Source organism: Labrenzia sp. C1B70 (genome assembly GCF_000475395.1).
GTDB classification, from domain to species: Bacteria; Pseudomonadota; Alphaproteobacteria; order Rhizobiales; family Stappiaceae; genus Roseibium; species Roseibium algicola.
On sequence record NZ_AXCE01000008.1, the window covers coordinates 78,975 to 96,217 of the forward strand.

A 17,243-nucleotide genomic window follows, 5' to 3' on the forward strand; every position below is an offset into this window, starting at 1 on the left:
GAGAAAACGACCGATGAATTGGGACCGGATTGAAGGAAACTGGAAAGAATTCAAAGGCAAGGCCATCACCCAATGGGGCAGGCTGACCGACGATGATGTGGATCGTGTTGCCGGCAAACGGACCGAACTCGCAGGTCTGATCCAGCAGAAATACGGCAAGACCCGTGAAGAAGCCGAGCGAGAAATCGATACCTGGATCTCGCGGCACTGATGGAAGAAGGCGGGCAGTGCCCGCCTCTTCCTCCCGCTACGGGATCTGTCGTTATCGCGCACTGAAGGGCAGACGCCGAAAACGGCATCTTGCTTCGCTCTCGAAGAACGAAAGCAGTGGAACACGCCCCCCGTGCTCATCGCGCAGCGCTGCCCTCAGGCAGCTGCCACCTCTTCCGCCCCTTTGAAGAACAGCGCCTGGCTGATCCCCGCCTTCACCGTATTCGGATTGAACGGCTTGGTGATAAGGAACGTCGGCTCCGGCCGTTCGCCTGTCAGAAGACGCTCGGGGAACGACGTGATGAAGATGACCGGAACGGACATTTCGGCAAGGATATCCTTCACCGCATCGATGCCGGACGATCCGTCGGCAAGCTGGATATCGGCAAGCACAAGACCCGGGGCCTGCGCCTTGGCCGCTGCGATGGCATCGCTCGCTGTCCGGGCAACGCTGGTAACGCCATGGCCGAGCGACTCCACGATCTGGATGAGATCCATGGAAATAAGCGGCTCGTCCTCGATGATCAGCACATCCGTCTTGGTCTGCCTGTCAATTTCCGCGATCGCATCCTGGACGAGCTGGGTCACTTCATTTTCGCTACGCTCGATGATGAGGGCGGTTTCGGGAAGCGAAAACCCTTCCAGTGTGGACAGCAACAGGGTCTGCCGGCTTTCGGCCGCCATGGTCGCCAGCCGCTGCTGAGCGGTCTGCTCGAAGATGGAAACCGTCCCGTCATTCGCAATGGGCGGAACGACGCTCGCGTTCCAAAGGACATGGAAAAGCCGGTACAGACCGATTTTCACGCCATGAGATGTATCGATAATGGTCTGATCTGCCACCAGCGCCTGCAGGCAGGCCCTGACATAGGCATCGCCACTTTTCTGACTCCCCGCCAATGCTCTTGCATATCTACGCAGATACGGCAGGAGCGGCGCGATTTCTTCCGAAAGGCTCACGGACATAAATTAGTTCCTCAATAGTTGCCGCCTGAAAGCGGTCGACGGGCCCGCGTCAAGCGCACCCATAAGTTGGAAATGCATTCGGCAAAAAAAAGTTCCATACTCGAGGAACTTTTTTTTTGCCGCCGCGTTTACGTCGCAAATCAGCCTATCGTCGAAGACGCAAATATCGGGAATCTGCCATGGCAAGCAAGCTTAACCCAAGTCGGCCCAACGCCGGATTTGGTGTAATAACACCGGCCGCCGGAGCCAAGTCCAAAGAAGACTGGATCGGCAACCAGCTCAAGAAGGTTTACGACGAGGCCCTATCAGAAGACATACCGGATGACATGATGGACCTGCTGTCCGCCTTGGACGACAGAGGCTCTGACGAGGAGGCCGCCGAATGAACGTCGCAAAGTTCAAGCAGGATCTGGTCGACGCCATACCGCGATTGCGCGCCTTTGCCAGATCGATCAGTGGTGACCGCGACCGTGCGGACGATCTGGTCCAGGAAACACTGGCAAAGGCGATCGCCAACAAAGACAAGTTCACCGAAGGTACCAACCTCACCGCCTGGCTGATTACCATTCTCCGTAACCAGTATTATTCTGTTGGCCGGAAGATGCAGCGCGAGGTCGCCGACCCTGACGGTGAACACGCCGCCAGCCTGGAAAGCAAACCGCAACAGGCAGGCCATCTGGAACTGAAGGATTTCCTGAGCGCCCTTCAGGTTCTTCCGGACGACCAGCGTGAAGCCCTTATCCTGATCGGTGCCAGCGGCTTTTCCTATGAAGAAGCAGCCGACATCCTCGGCGTGAAGGTCGGCACGGTCAAAAGCCGCGTCTCCCGTGCACGCCTTCGTCTGGATGACCTCATGAACGGGACCGAGAAATTTGAACGGTCCGAAATCGCCGCCGCCGAATCCGCCTCCCTGATCAGGGACGCTCTGTCCGTCTGATCATTCTCTTCTACACCGGAACCTTTCCGCTTCTGCGTCCGTTACAGGCCGGCGCACTGCATCCGGTGTGATCAGGCAAGTCGGTTGGCGCACGACAGCTAACAATGACCGGCAGGGTTCCATCGACGATGGAACCCTGCCGGTTTGAGGGGGAACGGGAATGGATCTGGCCTATCGGGAAAACGCCCGCGAACAAGCCCTCGTCCGTCTGGCCAAGGGCTTTCTGTTCATCCCCGTCTGCATCACACTTCTGGGGGCTGTCCTCGCATTCGCAGCCTTCCTGATCGATGATCTGCAACTCCTGACCGGTGTCTTCGACTTTTTCGGCTACAGCTCCATCAGCATCGATGGTGCCCGCTCGGTCCTGTCGACCATTGCCGGCGCGATGATGTCGGTCATCAGCCTTGTGTATTCGCTGACGCTGGTCGTATTCACACTCGCCGCAGGCAATATTTCGGCCCGCCTGCTGGAAACCTTCGCCAGCAACAGAACCACCCAGATTACCATCGGCCTTCTGGGCGCGACCTTCCTTTATTCCATGCTTGTCCTTTTCGGTGTCGACGACACCAAGGATCTCCGGTTTTCCGTCATCCTCTCGATAATCCTCGCCTCCAGCAGCTTTTTCTGGCTGGTCTATTTCGTCAACGACGTTGCCGGCCGTATCCGGGTCGACGCCGAAATCGGCCGCATTCATGCAGCGTTGCGATCCTCGATCGACGAGCTTCTGGCGCACGAACCGCGTGAAAAGCCGAATGACCGCGAGGAGATACCCGACCTGCCGGTCTGCACCTTCAAAGCCACGCGCAGCGGCTACATTACCTTCATCGACAGCGAACGGCTGATAGACATCGCGAAGTCTCTCGACGGTTTTATCGAAGTGTCCGTCATTCCTGGAACCTACGTCATCGAAGGCATGCCGATCGCAAAGGTGCGCACGGAGGCCGAAGACCCTGATCTGAAACCCTTGAACGGTACCTTCAAGATCGAAAAGGCCCGGGCTCCCGAAGGGGATATCCAGTTTTCGGTGCACCTGATGGTGGAGATCGCGCTGCGTGCGCTCTCGCCTGGGGTCAACGACAGCTACACCGCGATCAGCGCGATCGATCACCTGTCGGCCTCCGCCGCGCGGATCCTGCAGCGCGGCGCTCCCAGCTCGCTCATTACGGATGACGATGAGACCCCTCGCCTGTGGTTGACGATCCTGGAAGTGCACGATCTCCTGGACACGGCGATCAGTCCGCTCAGGCAGGCGTCAAGAGGCAACATCCTGGTGCTCGACCACCTCATTTGCGCTTTGGAAAAGGCGTCCCTGGTCTGCCGCAAGGAACACCTGCACCTTGTCTCGAAGCAGCTATTCAATATAGCCCAGGATGCCGTTTTCTCGATCGAGAGCAGACCGGACAGACACCAAATCGCCCGACGGCTCTGGACTGCCCGCAATACGCTGCGCATTCAGGCCGAGGCCCGCTAGCCACCGGATACCGGCAAGGCGACTGAATCACCTATTTCATTGAACGAGGAAAGTGTTTTCTTGTCAGGCGTTTGACGTCGCCTGAATGCCTGTTGGGGAAGGCACAAAAAAGGGCGCCGAAGCGCCCGTTTTGTTCTCGTGTCAGACCCTGCGGCCTCTGATGGCATGTGCGACTGCCGAAATCAGGAACAGCGCAATGGCGACAAAGAAGATCAGTTTGGCAATGGAAACCGCAGTACCGGCAATACCGCCAAAACCAAGTACGGCTGCAACAATAGCAACCACCAAGAACAACAATGCCCAGGAAAGCATAGCAACCTCCGATATTTGAGATACGGAGATGAAACGCTTCGTTTTCGAAATCGTTCCAAATATTTTTGAAAATTATCTCGATAACTTCAAGACCACCGCAGGGAACCTTCTTCGCGCCCGGCCGTTTCCGTCACAGTCACCAGCATCGGAGATCTGTCATGGAATATGGAATTGTCGGCCTATTGATCCTCATCCTGGACGTCTACGCGATCATTCAGGTCCTCGGAAGCGGCTCCTCCACCGGGGCAAAGTTGCTTTGGGTTCTCGGGATCCTGATTTTCCCGGTCGTCGGCTTCATTGTCTGGCTGCTGGCCGGTCCGAAAAGCGCAGGCAAACTCGCCTGATTTTTCGCGTCACGGCTCAACGCCCCCCAGGCGCAGCCGTGACGCCTTCTCCCGGAACTTCCCGAAAGTTCAACCATTTACCTACTGCACTTTCAACTTTTCAGAACACGAAAGGGAGATGCTGAAATGCTTCGCCATCTACTCGCCACCACCGCAATCGTAGCTGCCATTTCAACGGCGGCTGTTGCCGGTGAGACCGCTGCGATGAAAGACGGCGGTCAGGCCGGTGCAAGTGATGACACCGGCGTATACGAATTCGAACTCCACACCCTTGCACCGGATACGACCACCGGCATTCTCGCCACCAACATGGTCGGCAAGCCTGTGGTGACCAGCAGAAATGCTGAAGGGGAAGAAATCGGCGACATCAACGACGTGGTCTTCGGCCGCGATGGCTCCGTGCATGCGGTGATTGTCGGTGTCGGCGGTTTCCTCGGCATCGGCGAAAAGGAAGTCGCCCTCGATTTCGCCCGCCTCAACTTCGTGGCCGGTGAGGACAAGCGACTCATCGTCGTCAGTGACGTCTCGCGCCAGGAACTGGAAGCGGCAACCGCCTATGAGCGCCCGGATTACATCCCCTACTGGATGACGACGGAAGGTGCGCGTGAGCAAATGGACAAGGTCACCGAAAACGCCAGGTCCACCTATGAGACCGTGCGCAAGGAGGCCATAGACCCGGCCAGGCAGCAGCTGGATGAAGCCATGTCCACCGGCTGGACTGAAGAAAAGACCGAGGTCGATGCAGCCAGCGTATCCACGGACGAGCTGATCGATTCAACGGTCTACACCAACCAGGACACAAACATCGGTGAAGTCGCCGAGGTCCTGATCGGCAAGGACGGCAAGGCCCAGGCAGTTGTCATCGATGTCGGCGGTTTCCTTGGCTTCAATGCAAATCCGGTTGCCGTTGCCTTCAACAGCCTGAAGATGTTCGAAACGGAGAACGGCGACCTTCTGGTCACCGCCCCTTTCACCAAGGAACAGCTTGAGAATGCGCAGACCTATGAGCCTGCCACCTACAAGGCCAATCCGGATGCGGTTCTGCTGAAAGGCTGAACGGCTGTCTGAAAGACATCAAGGAAACGGGTCGCTTCGGCGGCCCGTTTTTTTTGCGTGACCAGAGGTCGTGGCTCTCCCTGCGAGGAGGAGCTGGCTTCATGGCGCATGGGTTGTCTTCAAGGCAGAAAGACACGGGAAAACTGGCTCGCATTGGCGCTGTTTTCGTTCCGTGAACGGATCATCGGCCCGCCCTGATCCGCGCTCCCCCGGTTGTCCGTCACGAGGAGGCCTCCCGGTTTCGGGGCGAACTCATGGACAAGGTCGTCACGAGAAGCTCTCAGGCAAGCCAGTAAACGACGGTGGCGACCGCTGCCAAGGCCACCATCAACCCCACCAGAGTCACGACGCCATCGCGCACCAGCAACCCAAGACTCAGGAGAAGTATTGCCGAGCCGGGCAAGGCGACAGCAAAGGGCAGCAGGGTGGCGGGATAGACAAGAAGAGACAGAAAGATGCAAAACGCCGCGACGATCCGGCTCGCGGTTTCGCCGGCGAACATGGCCAGGCGTTGCCCGAGGTAACGGTCGGCGCGTTCGGCATAGGGGGTGAGCTTGTCGATGATCGACTTCACCTTCTGCTTGGGGAAACCGCGATTGCGCACGAAAGACGGTAACCAGATCGAGGTTCTGCCAAGCACAAGCTGTCCCGCCACCAGAAGCGTCAATGTTGTGAGAACAATCGGCACACCTGGTATGGCCCCGATGGGAGATATCATCACAAGGGCCGGCAGAAACAGAAGAGGTCCCGCCGCACGACTGCCAGAAGCATTCAACAGCGAGCCGACATCGGCGCGGCCTTCCTTTTCAATTTCGTCTTCCCAGTTTGTAAGAACTTCCTTGATTGTCTCCGACTGACCTGTCGCCATCCAGGTATCCCTCCAGTTCGAATTATCGTCGGACGTCCGCACTCTTTTCAGCCGAATTCGCGTCCGGAAATGCAAAAAGGGCCGGCAAAGCCGACCCTTCTTGACGTTATGTCACAGTGTTCACTTGATCGCTTCCAGTGACATCCGACTGACACCAACCGTGATGTTCGTGCCCGTCTGACTTTCCACACTGAGCGGGTTCAGCGCAATCGACTTGTCGAAGCCGCCAATAAGGGCATTGGCCTTGATACCCGCACCAAGGCTCGCACCTGCGGTCACGCCAGCGTATTCACCTTCAAGAGCGCCCACCTCCAGGTCGGCAGTCGGTGCAACGACGCCCCATATCAGCGTGGCCGAGTCGGTGGTCCCGATATCAAGCCCGTACTCGCTTACGGTCGCCGTGTAGTAGCTGGCAGGGCCGTCACCGACCCGGTCGAAGGTGCAGTTCATGACGGCCTTGGAACCGACGATGAAATTGGTTTCCTGCTCGACAACGCATGTCAGTTTGCCAACTTCAACGCCAGCAGGCTTGTCCTGGGCCATCACAGGGGTCGCAAGAAGCGTGGCTCCCGTCAGGGTCAGGGCGAGTTTGGTAAACCGTGTCATCAATGTCTCCTTCGTGTATGTGGCCTCCGGATTGCTCCGGTCCGCCTTCATCACGGTGGAAACGTCTGCCCGGTCTGTCAGTTCCAAAATAATTCTGCTCTTGTCCCCTCAGCGCATGGCCATCGGCAGATAAAGCGCAATCTGCGGCAGGGCGACCAGCGCCGCGACCATGGCCAGCATCGCCAACACGTAGGGAATGGCTCCCAGCATCACCTCGGCTATGGATCCGCCGCGCCGCGCACTCTGGACGACAAAGAGATTGAGCCCCACCGGCGGTGTGATCAGCGCCATCTCGATCAGCACGATCATCAGGATGCCGAACCAGACCGGATCATAGCCCAGGCTGATGACGATCGGCACAACGATGGGAATGGTGATGACCATCAGCGACAGGGTTTCGATGAAGAAACCGAGCACGATATACATCGCGACGATCACCAGCAGCGTCTGCAGGGGACCGAAGCCGAGCCCCTCCAGAAAGCCGCGCAATTCCTGCGACAAGCCGGCAGCCGAAAGCGTGAAGTTGAGAAACGACGCCCCGATAACCACCAGCATGATCATCGCCGTGACCCGCACGGTGCCGATCAGCGCTTCGCCGATCATGCGCGTGTTGAGCCCACCGAAAAACGCGGCAATCGCCAGCGCTCCGGCAACCCCGACAGAGGCTGCTTCGGTTGGTGTTGCCCAGCCCTTGTAGATCGAGCCGATGATGGCACTGAACAGAAGAATGATCGGCAGCAGATCCGCGAGCCCGAGTGCCATTTCCCGCAAGGGGAACGTCCGCCGTGCCCCGCCGAGCTTCGGATTGACCAGGCAAACAAGCGCAGTCACCGCCAGAAAGGCCATCGCCAGCAGGATGCCGGGCAGAAGCCCTGCCAGAAAAAGCTGCGGAATCGAGGTCTGTGTCAGAAAACCGTAGACGATCAGGTTGATCGACGGCGGGATCATGATGCCGAGCGTACCCCCGGCGGCGATCGCACCGGAAAAGAGCTTCTGGTCATAGCCCAGCCGATCAGCCTGCGGCATGGCCACCGTCGCCACTGTGGCAGCCGTTGCCACGGAAGATCCGGACGTGGCCGAGAACATGGTGGCGGTTGCCACATTGGCATGCACCAGCCCGCCCGGCAGCCAGGAGACCCAGCGGTCGAGCGCCGAGTAGGTGCGTGCGGCAATGCCGGTGCGCACCAGGATCTCGCCCAGCAGCACAAAGAACGGAATGGCGATCAGCGCCGCATTTTCCGACGTCGACCAGACCATCGACCCGAGGCCGCGTGTCAACGGAAAGGCGCTGAAGAACTGGTCGATACCAAACCCCAGCAGGAACAGCACGATGCCGACGGGAATGGAAAGGCTGAGGAGCCCGAGAAGGCCTACGGAAACGAAGGAAAGCATCAGGCCGTCTCCCCTTCCGGAAAGGCACCGATCGCCTGCTCGGATTTTGCAAATTCACCGCGCAGGACCAGCAGCACACCGGCGACAAAGGTCAGCCATGCGGTGACCGCGAACCACACCCACCCGGCAAACCAGGGCAATTGCACCAGCGCGAGCGGAGTTTCCAGGGGTGTGTTCGCCCTTGAGGAATTGCGCAGTGTCGTCTCCACCACCGGCCAGCACTTCAGCGCGACGATCGAGACGGTCGAGGACAGGGCAAAGATCGACAGAAGATCCAGCACCGCTCGCCATTTTGGCAGTCCAACCGAGCGGCGCAGGAAATCGATCCGGATATGCGAAAGTTCGCTCAATCCGAAAGCCATGCCCCAGGCCGTTCCGATGGCCATCACGTAGCCGGAGATTTCGTCGGTGCCGCCGAAGGAGGCACCGACACGGCGGAGACAGATATCAATCAGAACAAGACCTGCACAGGTGAGGAACAGAACGCCGACCGAAATCGCTATCGCCCGGTTGATCCTCGACAGGATTGACAGGAGTTTCTCCGCCACCTCGATGTCTCCCGGGCTTAGTTGGTCTTGATCTGCACACCGACGACGGTGCCGACGCTGTCGTTCCAGCGCGCAGCCCAGTCACCGCCGGCCCGCTCCGCCCATTCCGGCAGAACATCCGTTTCCAGGATCTGGCGTGCCCGCTCGATGTCACCGTCGCTGGCTTCGACAAGAACCATGTCCCGCACGTCGCCCGAGGCGCATTCCCCCTTGCCGGTCAGGCAGGCGATGTCATTGCTCAGCGCACCTTCCGCCGATGCCCAGGCAGGGGCTTCGAACTTTTCGGCAATTTCCTTTTCGATCAAAGCCCGGGTCTCGCCGGACAGAGCGTTCCACTTGTCGAGATTGATCGCTGTCACCACCGGGTCCCAGCCGCCAAGCGGGATCGGCAGAAGATGCGTGCTGACTTCCCACCACCCGGCGCTATAGCCGGAGCCTGCCCCGGTCACCGCACAATCGACGACGCCCTTCTGCAGCGCGCCCGGCACCTCGGAAAAGGCAACCGTAATGCCTTCTGCTCCGAGCGCTTCCAGGAACTTGGCCGTCATGCGGCCGGATGCGCGGATCTTCTTGCCCTTCAGGTCGTCCAGCGAACCGACTTCAGCGTTGCAGAACACCACCTGCGGCGGATAGGGCGCAATGGCGAGCACCTTGGAATTGAAGCGTTTTTCGAAGATCTCCTCGACCATCGGCCGGGCAGCATCGACCGCCGCATGGGCCTTGTCGGCAGACATGGCCACCAGCGGCACATCGAGGCCTTCCAGTTCCGGTGCATCGGCAACTGCATAATCGCCCACCGTCATGCCGACGTCGAAAACACCCTGGCCAAGCAGGCGGAACACTTCGCCAACGCCGAGGTTCATCTGGTTGTGAGTGGTGACGGTTGTGTTGATGGTGCCACCGGATGCCTCAGGCAAGGCGGTCTGCCAGAACGGCGCCTCATAGTCCTGGTGCAGAGGCAGGCTGGACCAGCTGCCGACGACCGACAGGTCTTCCGCGGCGGCGGCCGAGGACATGGCGACACCGGCCATGAGGAAAGTCAGAATCTTTTTCATGTGTCCACTCCGTGAAGGTTCGAGCTTACAGCGTCTTTTTTGTTATGATTGGAATTTCAGCGTCATCCGGGATGTCCGTGATCAGCATGTGTCCCGGTTTATGGGTAATCAGCAGCGGCAGGGCAGCGTTCTGGATGATGGCCTGGGGCGTCACTCCGCAAGCCCAGAAGACGGGTGTGTAACCGGCCTCCACCGGCACCGCATCGCCCCAGTCCGGATTGCCGAGATCGGAAATGCCGATGGCCACCGGATCGCCGATATGGACCGGTGATCCGTGCGCCAACGGAAAGCGGGCCGAAATGGCAACCGCGTCCCGCACCCGCTCATCCGGGATCATCCGCATGGAAACCACCATCGCTCCCCGGAACGGCCCGGCCGGTGTCGTTTCCATGTTCGAGCGGTACATCGGCACGGTGACATTGTTAGAAATGTGCCAGAGGTCGATCCCCGCCTCGATCAGCGCATGTTCGAAGGTGAAGGAACAGCCGAGCGCAAAGGCCACGAGATCGTCTGACCACATGGCGCTTATGTCCGTCACGGAGCCTTCCAGCCGGCCATCGCGATAGATGTTGTAGGCCGGAACGTCGGTACGAATATCGAGGCAGTGTCCCAGGGTGAACAGGAGGGGATTTCCCGTGTCCGAAGCACCGATCAACGGACAGGGTTTGGGATTGCGCTGGCAGAAGCGCATGAAATCCAGCGCAAAGGCTTCCGGAATGATCGCCAGATTTGCCTGAAGCAGGTTCTTGCCGAGCCCCGCCGTGTGCGAGCGATAGCTGCCGGACCTTATCTGCGCCCGAAGCGTCTCGATGTTTTCCTGTCGAAGGGTTTCATAAGATTGCAGCACCGGGGCTCTCCTCGATTGGAGAAAGGCTCCCGCATTGCGGTTATAAACTCAAATTGAATGATTTTAGCAGATCTTATAAATGATTTTTATAATCAGAATAGACGACCGCAACCTCCAGCGCCTTCTTCGCAGCGGCCGCGACGATGTGGCTGCGCGGGTCACCGAGATAGCTCGCCGAAAACCTCAGGGCATCCGGTACCCATCCCGGATCGAACTCGACGATGCTTCCTCCCTCGACATAGGGCCGTGCCAGCGCCCTCGGCAGTGCCGCGACCCCGAGCCCTGCTTCCACCAGCCTGAAACAGGCCGACAGAGACGATGACGGGAACATCTGCACGTCCGGTGCAACCCGTTCGAACAACAGCGTTTTCAGCTCGCGGTAAGGCCGCGTGTGCCGGGCGTAGGTAATCACGGGTTTTTCCCGCAAAAGCGCCTCGGCTTGCGCGCCCTCGGCCGGACTGTCAGCCGCCACATACCAGCCGAGGTCGAAACCGGGCAGCTCGATATTGTCGACCGAATATTCCGAAATCGGCCCCAGCAACAGGGCCAGATCGATTTCCCGGTCGAGCAAACCGGCGCGCAGGTTCACCGAGATATCGACGTTGATTTCCACGATCAGATTGGGAAAGTCGGCCCGCAGCGCGGCAACCAGATCCGGCAGCCAACACTGTGCAATGGTTTCCGAGGCTCCAATACGCAGATGCCGGTCAATCCCCTCACGGGAGACCACCGTCTCCTCGACCTTGTCCGACAGACGCTCGAACTGCTCGGCAAATGTCTGCAGCAGCTCGCCGCGCTTGGTCAGCTTCAGCCTGCCGGGCGAGCGTTCAAACAGCTCGGTCCCCAGGGCTTCCTCAAGCCTCTTGATCCGCGTCGTCACCGCCGGCTGCGTCAGGTTCAAACTTCCCGCGGCCTTGTTGACGCCGCCATGGCGGACAACGGCCAGAAAGGCCCTCAGCTGATCGAGATTGAGCGGATGCATGAAACGTCCCGGCGTGATCGGTTTGGGCTACTTTGCGCAAAGCTGCGGACATTGAAAAGCTTTCGAGAACAGACCGGCGTGCAAAAGCAGAACGAGAGAGAACCTCATCCCCGGCCTTTTTCGCGAGATATTGCTGCCCAAGGGGGTCGTGCCCCTTGCCCCTTGAGGAAAAGAACTTCGCCACTGTGCAGGCTCAGGCGCTCAGCGCCAGTTCCGGCCTTTCAAGTACTTTCACCGCAAGCCGCCTGATCCGCTCAGGGTCCGGATGAAGGTCAGCCTTTTCCGCCATGCGTGCCCACAGGACCTTCAACAAGGTCTTGCTCGTCAGTTTCATGAAGTCATGGGCAAGGGCTGTCGGGTCCTCGCTCTGCAACACCCGATCCCTAACCCGGCACCAGTTGGCGACAACCTCGCCCAATTGCGGGTAAACCTTGTCGTTCCGCAGACATTCGGCCCGCAGGAATTCTTCGAATGCCTCGCTTTCCTTGCCCGGCAACAGACGCGTGACCAGTGCTCTTTCATGAATGGCGTTGGCACCTTCATAAATCGCGGTAATCCGCACATCCCGGTAGCACTGTTCCAGGACGTATTCCTTCAGATAGCCGTATCCGCCGAGCACCTGCATGCCAAGCTCCGTTGCCTGCATGCCGGCTTGCGTGCAGTAAGCCTTGGCGATCGGTGTCAGGAATTCCGCCAGTGCCCGGTTCTCGCCTGCTTCGACCGTGACGAGCGCAAGGTGCGCGATTGCTCGTCCGCCAAGGGCAAGGGCATCGATCTCGTCCAGCATGCGACGTACGTCGGCATGACCATCCAGCGTCACCGGATTGCCCGCGGCATCCCGGCCCTGCTTGCGTTCCGCCGCATAGGTGCTGGCGATATCCGCAGCGCGGGCGGCATGGGCAACACCCTGCAAGGCCACATCCACGCGGGCATGGTTCATCATCGTGAACATCGCCTTCAGGCCTTCGCCTTCCCGGCCAACCAGTTCGGCGTCGGCGCCGTCGAAAGCAAGCTGGCAGGTGGGCGAAGCATGCAGACCCATCTTTTCCTCAATACGGGTCACGGTCACCGCGTTGCGGCTGCCGTCCGCGCGGGTGCACGGGCACAGAAACAGCGACAGGCCCTTCACGCCATCGTCTGACGTGCGGGCCAGCACCAGGTGATGGATCTTCTCGCTCATGTCCTGATCGCCGCCGGAGATGAAGATCTTCTCACCGCTGATTGACCAACCATCACCAGCCTGCACAGCCCGGCAACGGATGCGGGAAAGATCGGACCCCGCGTCCGGTTCGGTCAGGCACATGGTGGCGAGGGCCTCGCCGGAGGCAAATTGCGGGATCACGCGCGCCTGCTGATCTTCCGTGCCAAAGGCCAGCAGGGTGCGGGCGGCACCCGCAGCAAGGCTCGTCACCATCTGCAAACTGTGGTTGGCGCCGGTGAAGATCTCCGAGGTGATCGCAAGCACGCCGGCATCGAGCCCCTGCCCGCCAAGTGCTTCCGGGATCGTCAATCCCGGCCAGCCCTGCTCCGCATAAGCGGCATAGGCTTCGCGGAACCCGTCCGGCATGCGCACCCGCCCCTCCACCAGCCGGCAACCCTGGCTGTCGCCCGGTTCGTTCAACGGGGCCAACTGCTCTTCTGCAAAGGCCGCAAAATGACCGCCGATCTCGGCGGCAAGATCCGCATCGAAGTCCGGCAGATCGGCTGCCCCGGCAACATGGGTCAGGCAGAACAGGATATCGTCAAGCGGTGCGGTGAAGGGTTTCATCAGTTCCAGGCTTTCAACAGATACTCAATCGGGTATTCGCTTTGTATTCCCCCTCATCCTGAGGAGGACCTTCAGGTCCGTCTCGAAGGATGGGCCGCTTGCGCCGGAGATTGCCGCCCATCCTTCGAGACGGGCTGTCGCCCTCCTCAGGATGAGGAAGCAGCCGGACAAAGGCTTCTGGCAAAGAGGCGTCCAAGGCCAAGTTGTTGCTCCCTCACCCCACCCGAAACAAGGACACAAGCACGGCGGAGGCAAGCCGCCGGCCGGTGCCGACGAAGAGAGTATTGTTGACCCAGACATAACGCGGGTCTCCGGTCTCCAGCCGCGCCGCCGTGCGGAAGTAATAGAGCGTCGGGTCGATATCCTCGCCGCGGGCAAGCGCTTTCAGCACGTCCGGCGGACCATGGCGAACACCCTTGTTGATGATCTCGATCACCGCGCCGTCGTCTGTCTCGAAGGCGTAGCGGGTGTCGATGTCGGCCGAACCGTTTGCCAGGATCGTCTGCCAGTCAGCGCCCATGTCCAGCACCGTTCCGGACACCTGACCTGTCACCCGGCCACCGACAATCGGGATGATCCGCCGCGCACCCGCCCTGCCCTGGCCTAGTTCCCGGACAGGGCCAAGTTCGACCTCAAGGTCGCAGAAATGGGAGAGCTGCGGAGTGATCATGCCAGCCCCAGCAGCCTTGCCGCATTGCCCTTGATGATGTCCGGCCGCAGCTCGTCCTTGATGGCGATCTTCTCGAAATCCGCCAGCCAGCGCTCCGGCGTGATCATCGGCCAGTCGGAGCCGAACAGCACCTTCTTCTTCAGGATCGAATTGCAGTATTTCACCAGGATTTCCGGGAAATACTTCGGCGACCAACCTGAGAGGTCGATATAGACATTGGGCTTGTGCTGGGCGACCGCCAGGGCTTCCTCCTGCCAGGGGAAGGAAGGATGCGCGAGGATGATCTTCATGTCGGGAAAATCGACCGCGACATCGTCCATATACATCGGGTTGGAGTATTTCAGCCGCATGCCATTGCCGCCGCGCATGCCGCTGCCGACGCCCGTCTGGCCGGTGTGGAACAGCGCAATGGAGCCTTCTTCCGCGATCGCTTCATAGAGCTCGTAGGCCATGCGGTCGTTGGGGTAAAAACCCTGCATCGTCGGGTGGAACTTGAAACCCTTGATGCCGAAATCCCTCATCAGGCGCCGCGCCTCGCGCGCACCCATCTTGCCCTTGTGCGGATCGATGGAGGCGAAGGGGATCAGCACATCGTCGTTTTCGGCGGCAAGCTCCGCCACTTCCTCGTTCTTGTAGCGGCGGTAGCCGGTCTCGCGCTCGGCATCGACCGGAAAGATTACCGCCGCAATGTTCTGTTCGCGGTAATGGGCTGCCGTTTCCGGTACGGTCGGCGGATGGCTCCAGGGCGCGCGGAAGTATTTCGCCATCGTGGCCTGCAGGTCGTCATAGCCATCGTCGGAATGACAGCCGCAGGGCTCTTCGGCGTGAGTGTGGATGTCGATGGCGCGAACCTTGGTGATATCGACCATTTCAAGCGCTCCTCAATCAGAGAGTGACCACAGCAGGGTCATCGTCGGTGTAAAGCCGTTCCAGCAGGGCCTCGCGGCGCGCCAGAACCTTTCGGATGTTCAGATTGCCCTTGGCGGTCATCTCGCCTTCGGGCATGGAAGCGGGCTGAGACAGCACGATGGCGCGGGACACCAGTGTCGAGCTGCCGCTGATCTCGCGGGCGCGCGCCGAAAGCCGGCGGTGGATTTCGCCCTGCAGCAGCTTGCAGCGGAAAGCACCGTCATCATCGTTGAGGTCAAAGCCTTCCCGGGTGAGCTCCGCGACATTCGGGAAGATCATCACTCCGATCTGGTTCCGATCGGCGCCGGTGATGATCAGGTCTGCGGCAAGCGGTGCGAGACGGGACAGCATGTCCAGCTTCAGCTGCGCCGCCCGCACCCAGGTGCCGGACTGCAGCTTGAAGTCTTCCGATATCCGGCCGTCAAAGCGCATGCCCTTGTTTGCGTCTGCCGGATCAAGAAACAGCATCGCATCCCCGGTGATGAAGAACCCTTCTTCATCGAAGGCCGCGGCGGTCTTTTCAGGATCGTTGAGATAGCCGGGCATCACGTTGGGGCCCTTCACGCGGACTTCGCAGCGCATGTCCGCATCGGGTAAAAGCTTGACGGTGACGCCGCTCACCGGAACACCGACAATGCCGGAGTGGGGGGCAGGTTCCTGCTGCATCAGGGCCGAGGGCGCTGTTTCGGTCAGTCCCCAGGAAGACGTCATCAAGGGCACCTCGCCCTTTACCTCCATCGCCATGCGCTCAAATCCGGACCAGACCTCCTGCGGCAGGGAGGCCCCTGCATAGAAGATCAGGTCCAGATCCTCGAAGAAGCGCTGACGCAGATCCGCGTCCGCCTCCAGTGCCTTCAGCAGCATGCCGAAGCCAAGCGGCACGTTGAACACCAGCGTACCGGTCTTCAACGACAGGTTCTCCACCGTTCGTTCGAACAGGCCCTTCACCGGCTTGCCGTCGTCAATGTAGAGACTGCCACCGTTGGCCAGCATCATGTTGAAATTATGCGAGCCGCCGAAAACGTGGTTCCAGGGCAGCCAGTCGACGATCACCGGCGGACGCTTGCGCAGGAACGGCATGGAGTCAGCAAGCTGGGCCTGGTTCACGCACATCATCCGGTGGGTGGTCAGAACGCCCTTCGGGCTGGAGGTCGAGCCGGAGGTCATCAGGATCTTGCCGACCGTATCCGGCGTGACGGCCGCGAAAGCACTGTCGACGTCGACGCTGCCGTCTCCCTTCAGAAGATCTGCGAAGGCGGTAACGTTCCGGCTTCCCGGGCGGCTGGCGACAATCTCGACCGACGCAAGATCTTCCAGATTCAACGCTTCGCCGTATTGGTCGGCATCGACCACATAGGCCATTTTCGGCTTGATGAGGTTGATCGCCTCGCGCAGGCGGCCATGGGCACCGTGAATTAGTGAATACTGCTCGGCCACCGGCACCACCGGCACTCCGACATACTGGGCAGCAAGCGCAAGAATGCCGTGATCGACACCGTTGCCGGACATGATCAGGATCGGCGTATTTGCCCCCATGCCTCTTGCCAGGAGCGCGGCACCGATCGCCCGAACCTTTTCCAGGATGCCCGCATAGCTTTCCTCGCGCCAGCCGGCACCGCTGCGTTCGGCCAGAAACACCCTGTCCGGAGCTTCCCCCGCCCATTGGTGCAGCCAGTCTCCCGTCCGCTCGACCACCGGGCTCAGCGGATAGGTGGACCGCAGCAGAATGCTGCCATCCGGGCGATCTTCCCGCTCGACCGAGTGGCGCAGAAATTCCGTGGTGCGCTTCATGATCGTCTCCTCCCGAAACTTCATGTCAGTCTTCCCGTTGGCGGTTGCTTTCAATCATCTGCATCACCTTGGTGGCGACACTCAACGCGTCCTTGCTGATACCGTTGAGCAGCATCTTCTCGTGCTCCATGACCGCGGCGATTGCCTTTTCACACAACCGGCGACCGGCCAGTGTCGCCTTCAACGCATAGGCCCTGCGATCACTCGGCAACCGGTCCCGGATGATCAGGTCACGCCGCTCCAGTTCGTCGACAATCACGACCAGGTTGGGCCGTTCGATATCCATGGCCTCGGCCAGTTGGGATTGTCGCAGGCCCGGGTTGTCGACGATCAGCACAAGGGCGGTATAGGTCAGCATGCGCAGGTCGAACGGCTTCAGGGTGCGGCTCAGGTCCGACTGAATGACGTTGAACGTCCGCTTCATCTGATAGCCGTAGAGCGCGCGCAGGGTCCTGTCGCTGACGTTGACAATTCCGGTCTCGGTCTCCGGTTCCATCGCGGTTTTCCTCATGAG

20 protein-coding genes are annotated in these 17,243 nt (G+C 59.9%); 6 read left to right on the forward strand and 14 right to left on the reverse strand.

The window, feature by feature from the left end; all coding sequences use genetic code 11:
- Window positions 1-13: 13 nt before the first annotated feature.
- Window positions 14-211, forward strand: coding sequence for a CsbD family protein (locus Q666_RS44120; protein ID WP_023003212.1), 198 nt, complete (start codon window positions 14-16; stop codon window positions 209-211).
- A 155-nt stretch (window positions 212-366) separates the two neighbouring features.
- Here the strand turns inward: Q666_RS44120 and Q666_RS44125 are convergent, their stop codons facing one another.
- Window positions 367-1,167 carry a response regulator gene (locus tag Q666_RS44125; RefSeq protein WP_035908044.1) on the reverse strand — a complete coding sequence of 267 codons (801 nt, stop codon included), beginning with the start codon at window positions 1,165-1,167 and terminating at the stop codon, window positions 367-369.
- 185 nt (window positions 1,168-1,352) lie between these two features.
- Between Q666_RS44125 and Q666_RS44130 the strand changes: the two genes are divergently transcribed.
- From Q666_RS44130 to Q666_RS44140, 3 genes are all read left to right on the forward strand, one after another.
- Window positions 1,353-1,559, forward strand: coding sequence for a NepR family anti-sigma factor (locus Q666_RS44130; protein WP_023003210.1), 207 nt, complete (start codon window positions 1,353-1,355; stop codon window positions 1,557-1,559).
- A complete protein-coding gene (locus tag Q666_RS44135; protein WP_023003209.1) occupies window positions 1,556-2,110 on the forward strand; it encodes a sigma-70 family RNA polymerase sigma factor in 555 nt (184 codons plus the stop codon). The genes Q666_RS44130 and Q666_RS44135 overlap by 4 nt, the downstream gene beginning before the upstream one ends.
- Window positions 2,111-2,270: 160 nt before the next feature.
- Window positions 2,271-3,581, forward strand: coding sequence for a DUF2254 domain-containing protein (locus Q666_RS44140; RefSeq protein ID WP_023003208.1), 1,311 nt, complete (start codon window positions 2,271-2,273; stop codon window positions 3,579-3,581).
- A gap of 141 nt (window positions 3,582-3,722) precedes the next feature.
- On the opposite strand, the gene Q666_RS65495 is transcribed toward Q666_RS44140, so the two are convergent.
- On the reverse strand, window positions 3,723-3,893 hold the full coding sequence (locus Q666_RS65495) for a DUF1328 domain-containing protein (protein ID WP_023003207.1): 171 nt from the start codon (window positions 3,891-3,893) through the stop codon (window positions 3,723-3,725).
- Between the two features lie 158 nt (window positions 3,894-4,051).
- On the opposite strand from Q666_RS65495, the gene Q666_RS44150 reads away from it, so the two are divergent.
- A complete protein-coding gene (locus tag Q666_RS44150) occupies window positions 4,052-4,237 on the forward strand; it encodes a PLD nuclease N-terminal domain-containing protein (protein ID WP_023003206.1) in 186 nt (61 codons plus the stop codon).
- Window positions 4,238-4,363: 126 nt separating this feature from the next.
- Window positions 4,364-5,293 (forward strand): PRC-barrel domain-containing protein, encoded by a 930-nt coding sequence (locus Q666_RS44155; RefSeq protein WP_023003205.1) that lies wholly within the window; start codon window positions 4,364-4,366, stop codon window positions 5,291-5,293.
- Between the two features lie 280 nt (window positions 5,294-5,573).
- Here the strand turns inward: Q666_RS44155 and Q666_RS44160 are convergent, their stop codons facing one another.
- From Q666_RS44160 to Q666_RS44215, 12 genes are all read right to left on the reverse strand, one after another.
- Complete coding sequence (locus tag Q666_RS44160; RefSeq protein ID WP_023003204.1) at window positions 5,574-6,161, reverse strand: exopolysaccharide biosynthesis protein; 588 nt, start codon at window positions 6,159-6,161, stop codon at window positions 5,574-5,576.
- Between the two features lie 120 nt (window positions 6,162-6,281).
- A complete protein-coding gene (locus Q666_RS44165; protein WP_031270375.1) occupies window positions 6,282-6,767 on the reverse strand; it encodes a DUF992 domain-containing protein in 486 nt (161 codons plus the stop codon).
- 108 nt (window positions 6,768-6,875) lie between these two features.
- Window positions 6,876-8,159, reverse strand: coding sequence for a TRAP transporter large permease (locus tag Q666_RS44170; RefSeq protein ID WP_023003202.1), 1,284 nt, complete (start codon window positions 8,157-8,159; stop codon window positions 6,876-6,878).
- Window positions 8,159-8,707, reverse strand: coding sequence for a TRAP transporter small permease subunit (locus tag Q666_RS44175; protein ID WP_023003201.1), 549 nt, complete (start codon window positions 8,705-8,707; stop codon window positions 8,159-8,161). Before Q666_RS44175 ends, Q666_RS44170 begins: the two co-directional genes overlap by 1 nt.
- 17 nt (window positions 8,708-8,724) lie before the next feature.
- Window positions 8,725-9,762, reverse strand: a complete 1,038-nt coding sequence (locus tag Q666_RS44180) for a TRAP transporter substrate-binding protein (RefSeq protein WP_023003200.1) — start codon at window positions 9,760-9,762, stop codon at window positions 8,725-8,727.
- Window positions 9,763-9,787: 25 nt separating this feature from the next.
- A complete protein-coding gene (locus Q666_RS44185; protein ID WP_023003199.1) occupies window positions 9,788-10,609 on the reverse strand; it encodes a putative hydro-lyase in 822 nt (273 codons plus the stop codon).
- 73 nt (window positions 10,610-10,682) lie between these two features.
- Complete coding sequence (locus Q666_RS44190; RefSeq protein WP_023003198.1) at window positions 10,683-11,591, reverse strand: LysR family transcriptional regulator; 909 nt, start codon at window positions 11,589-11,591, stop codon at window positions 10,683-10,685.
- A 193-nt stretch (window positions 11,592-11,784) separates the two neighbouring features.
- Window positions 11,785-13,359: an acyl-CoA dehydrogenase family protein gene (locus Q666_RS44195; RefSeq protein ID WP_023003197.1), complete on the reverse strand. Its 1,575-nt coding sequence runs from the start codon at window positions 13,357-13,359 to the stop codon at window positions 11,785-11,787.
- 214 nt (window positions 13,360-13,573) lie between these two features.
- Complete coding sequence (locus tag Q666_RS44200) at window positions 13,574-14,029, reverse strand: DUF3237 domain-containing protein (RefSeq protein ID WP_023003196.1); 456 nt, start codon at window positions 14,027-14,029, stop codon at window positions 13,574-13,576.
- Window positions 14,026-14,898: an amidohydrolase family protein gene (locus Q666_RS44205; RefSeq protein WP_023003195.1), complete on the reverse strand. Its 873-nt coding sequence runs from the start codon at window positions 14,896-14,898 to the stop codon at window positions 14,026-14,028. The genes Q666_RS44200 and Q666_RS44205 overlap by 4 nt, the downstream gene beginning before the upstream one ends.
- A 16-nt stretch (window positions 14,899-14,914) precedes the next feature.
- A complete protein-coding gene (locus Q666_RS44210) occupies window positions 14,915-16,729 on the reverse strand; it encodes a feruloyl-CoA synthase (protein WP_031270373.1) in 1,815 nt (604 codons plus the stop codon).
- Window positions 16,730-16,754: 25 nt separating this feature from the next.
- Window positions 16,755-17,225 (reverse strand): MarR family transcriptional regulator, encoded by a 471-nt coding sequence (locus Q666_RS44215; RefSeq protein ID WP_208984233.1) that lies wholly within the window; start codon window positions 17,223-17,225, stop codon window positions 16,755-16,757.
- Between the last annotated feature and the right edge of the window lie 18 nt (window positions 17,226-17,243).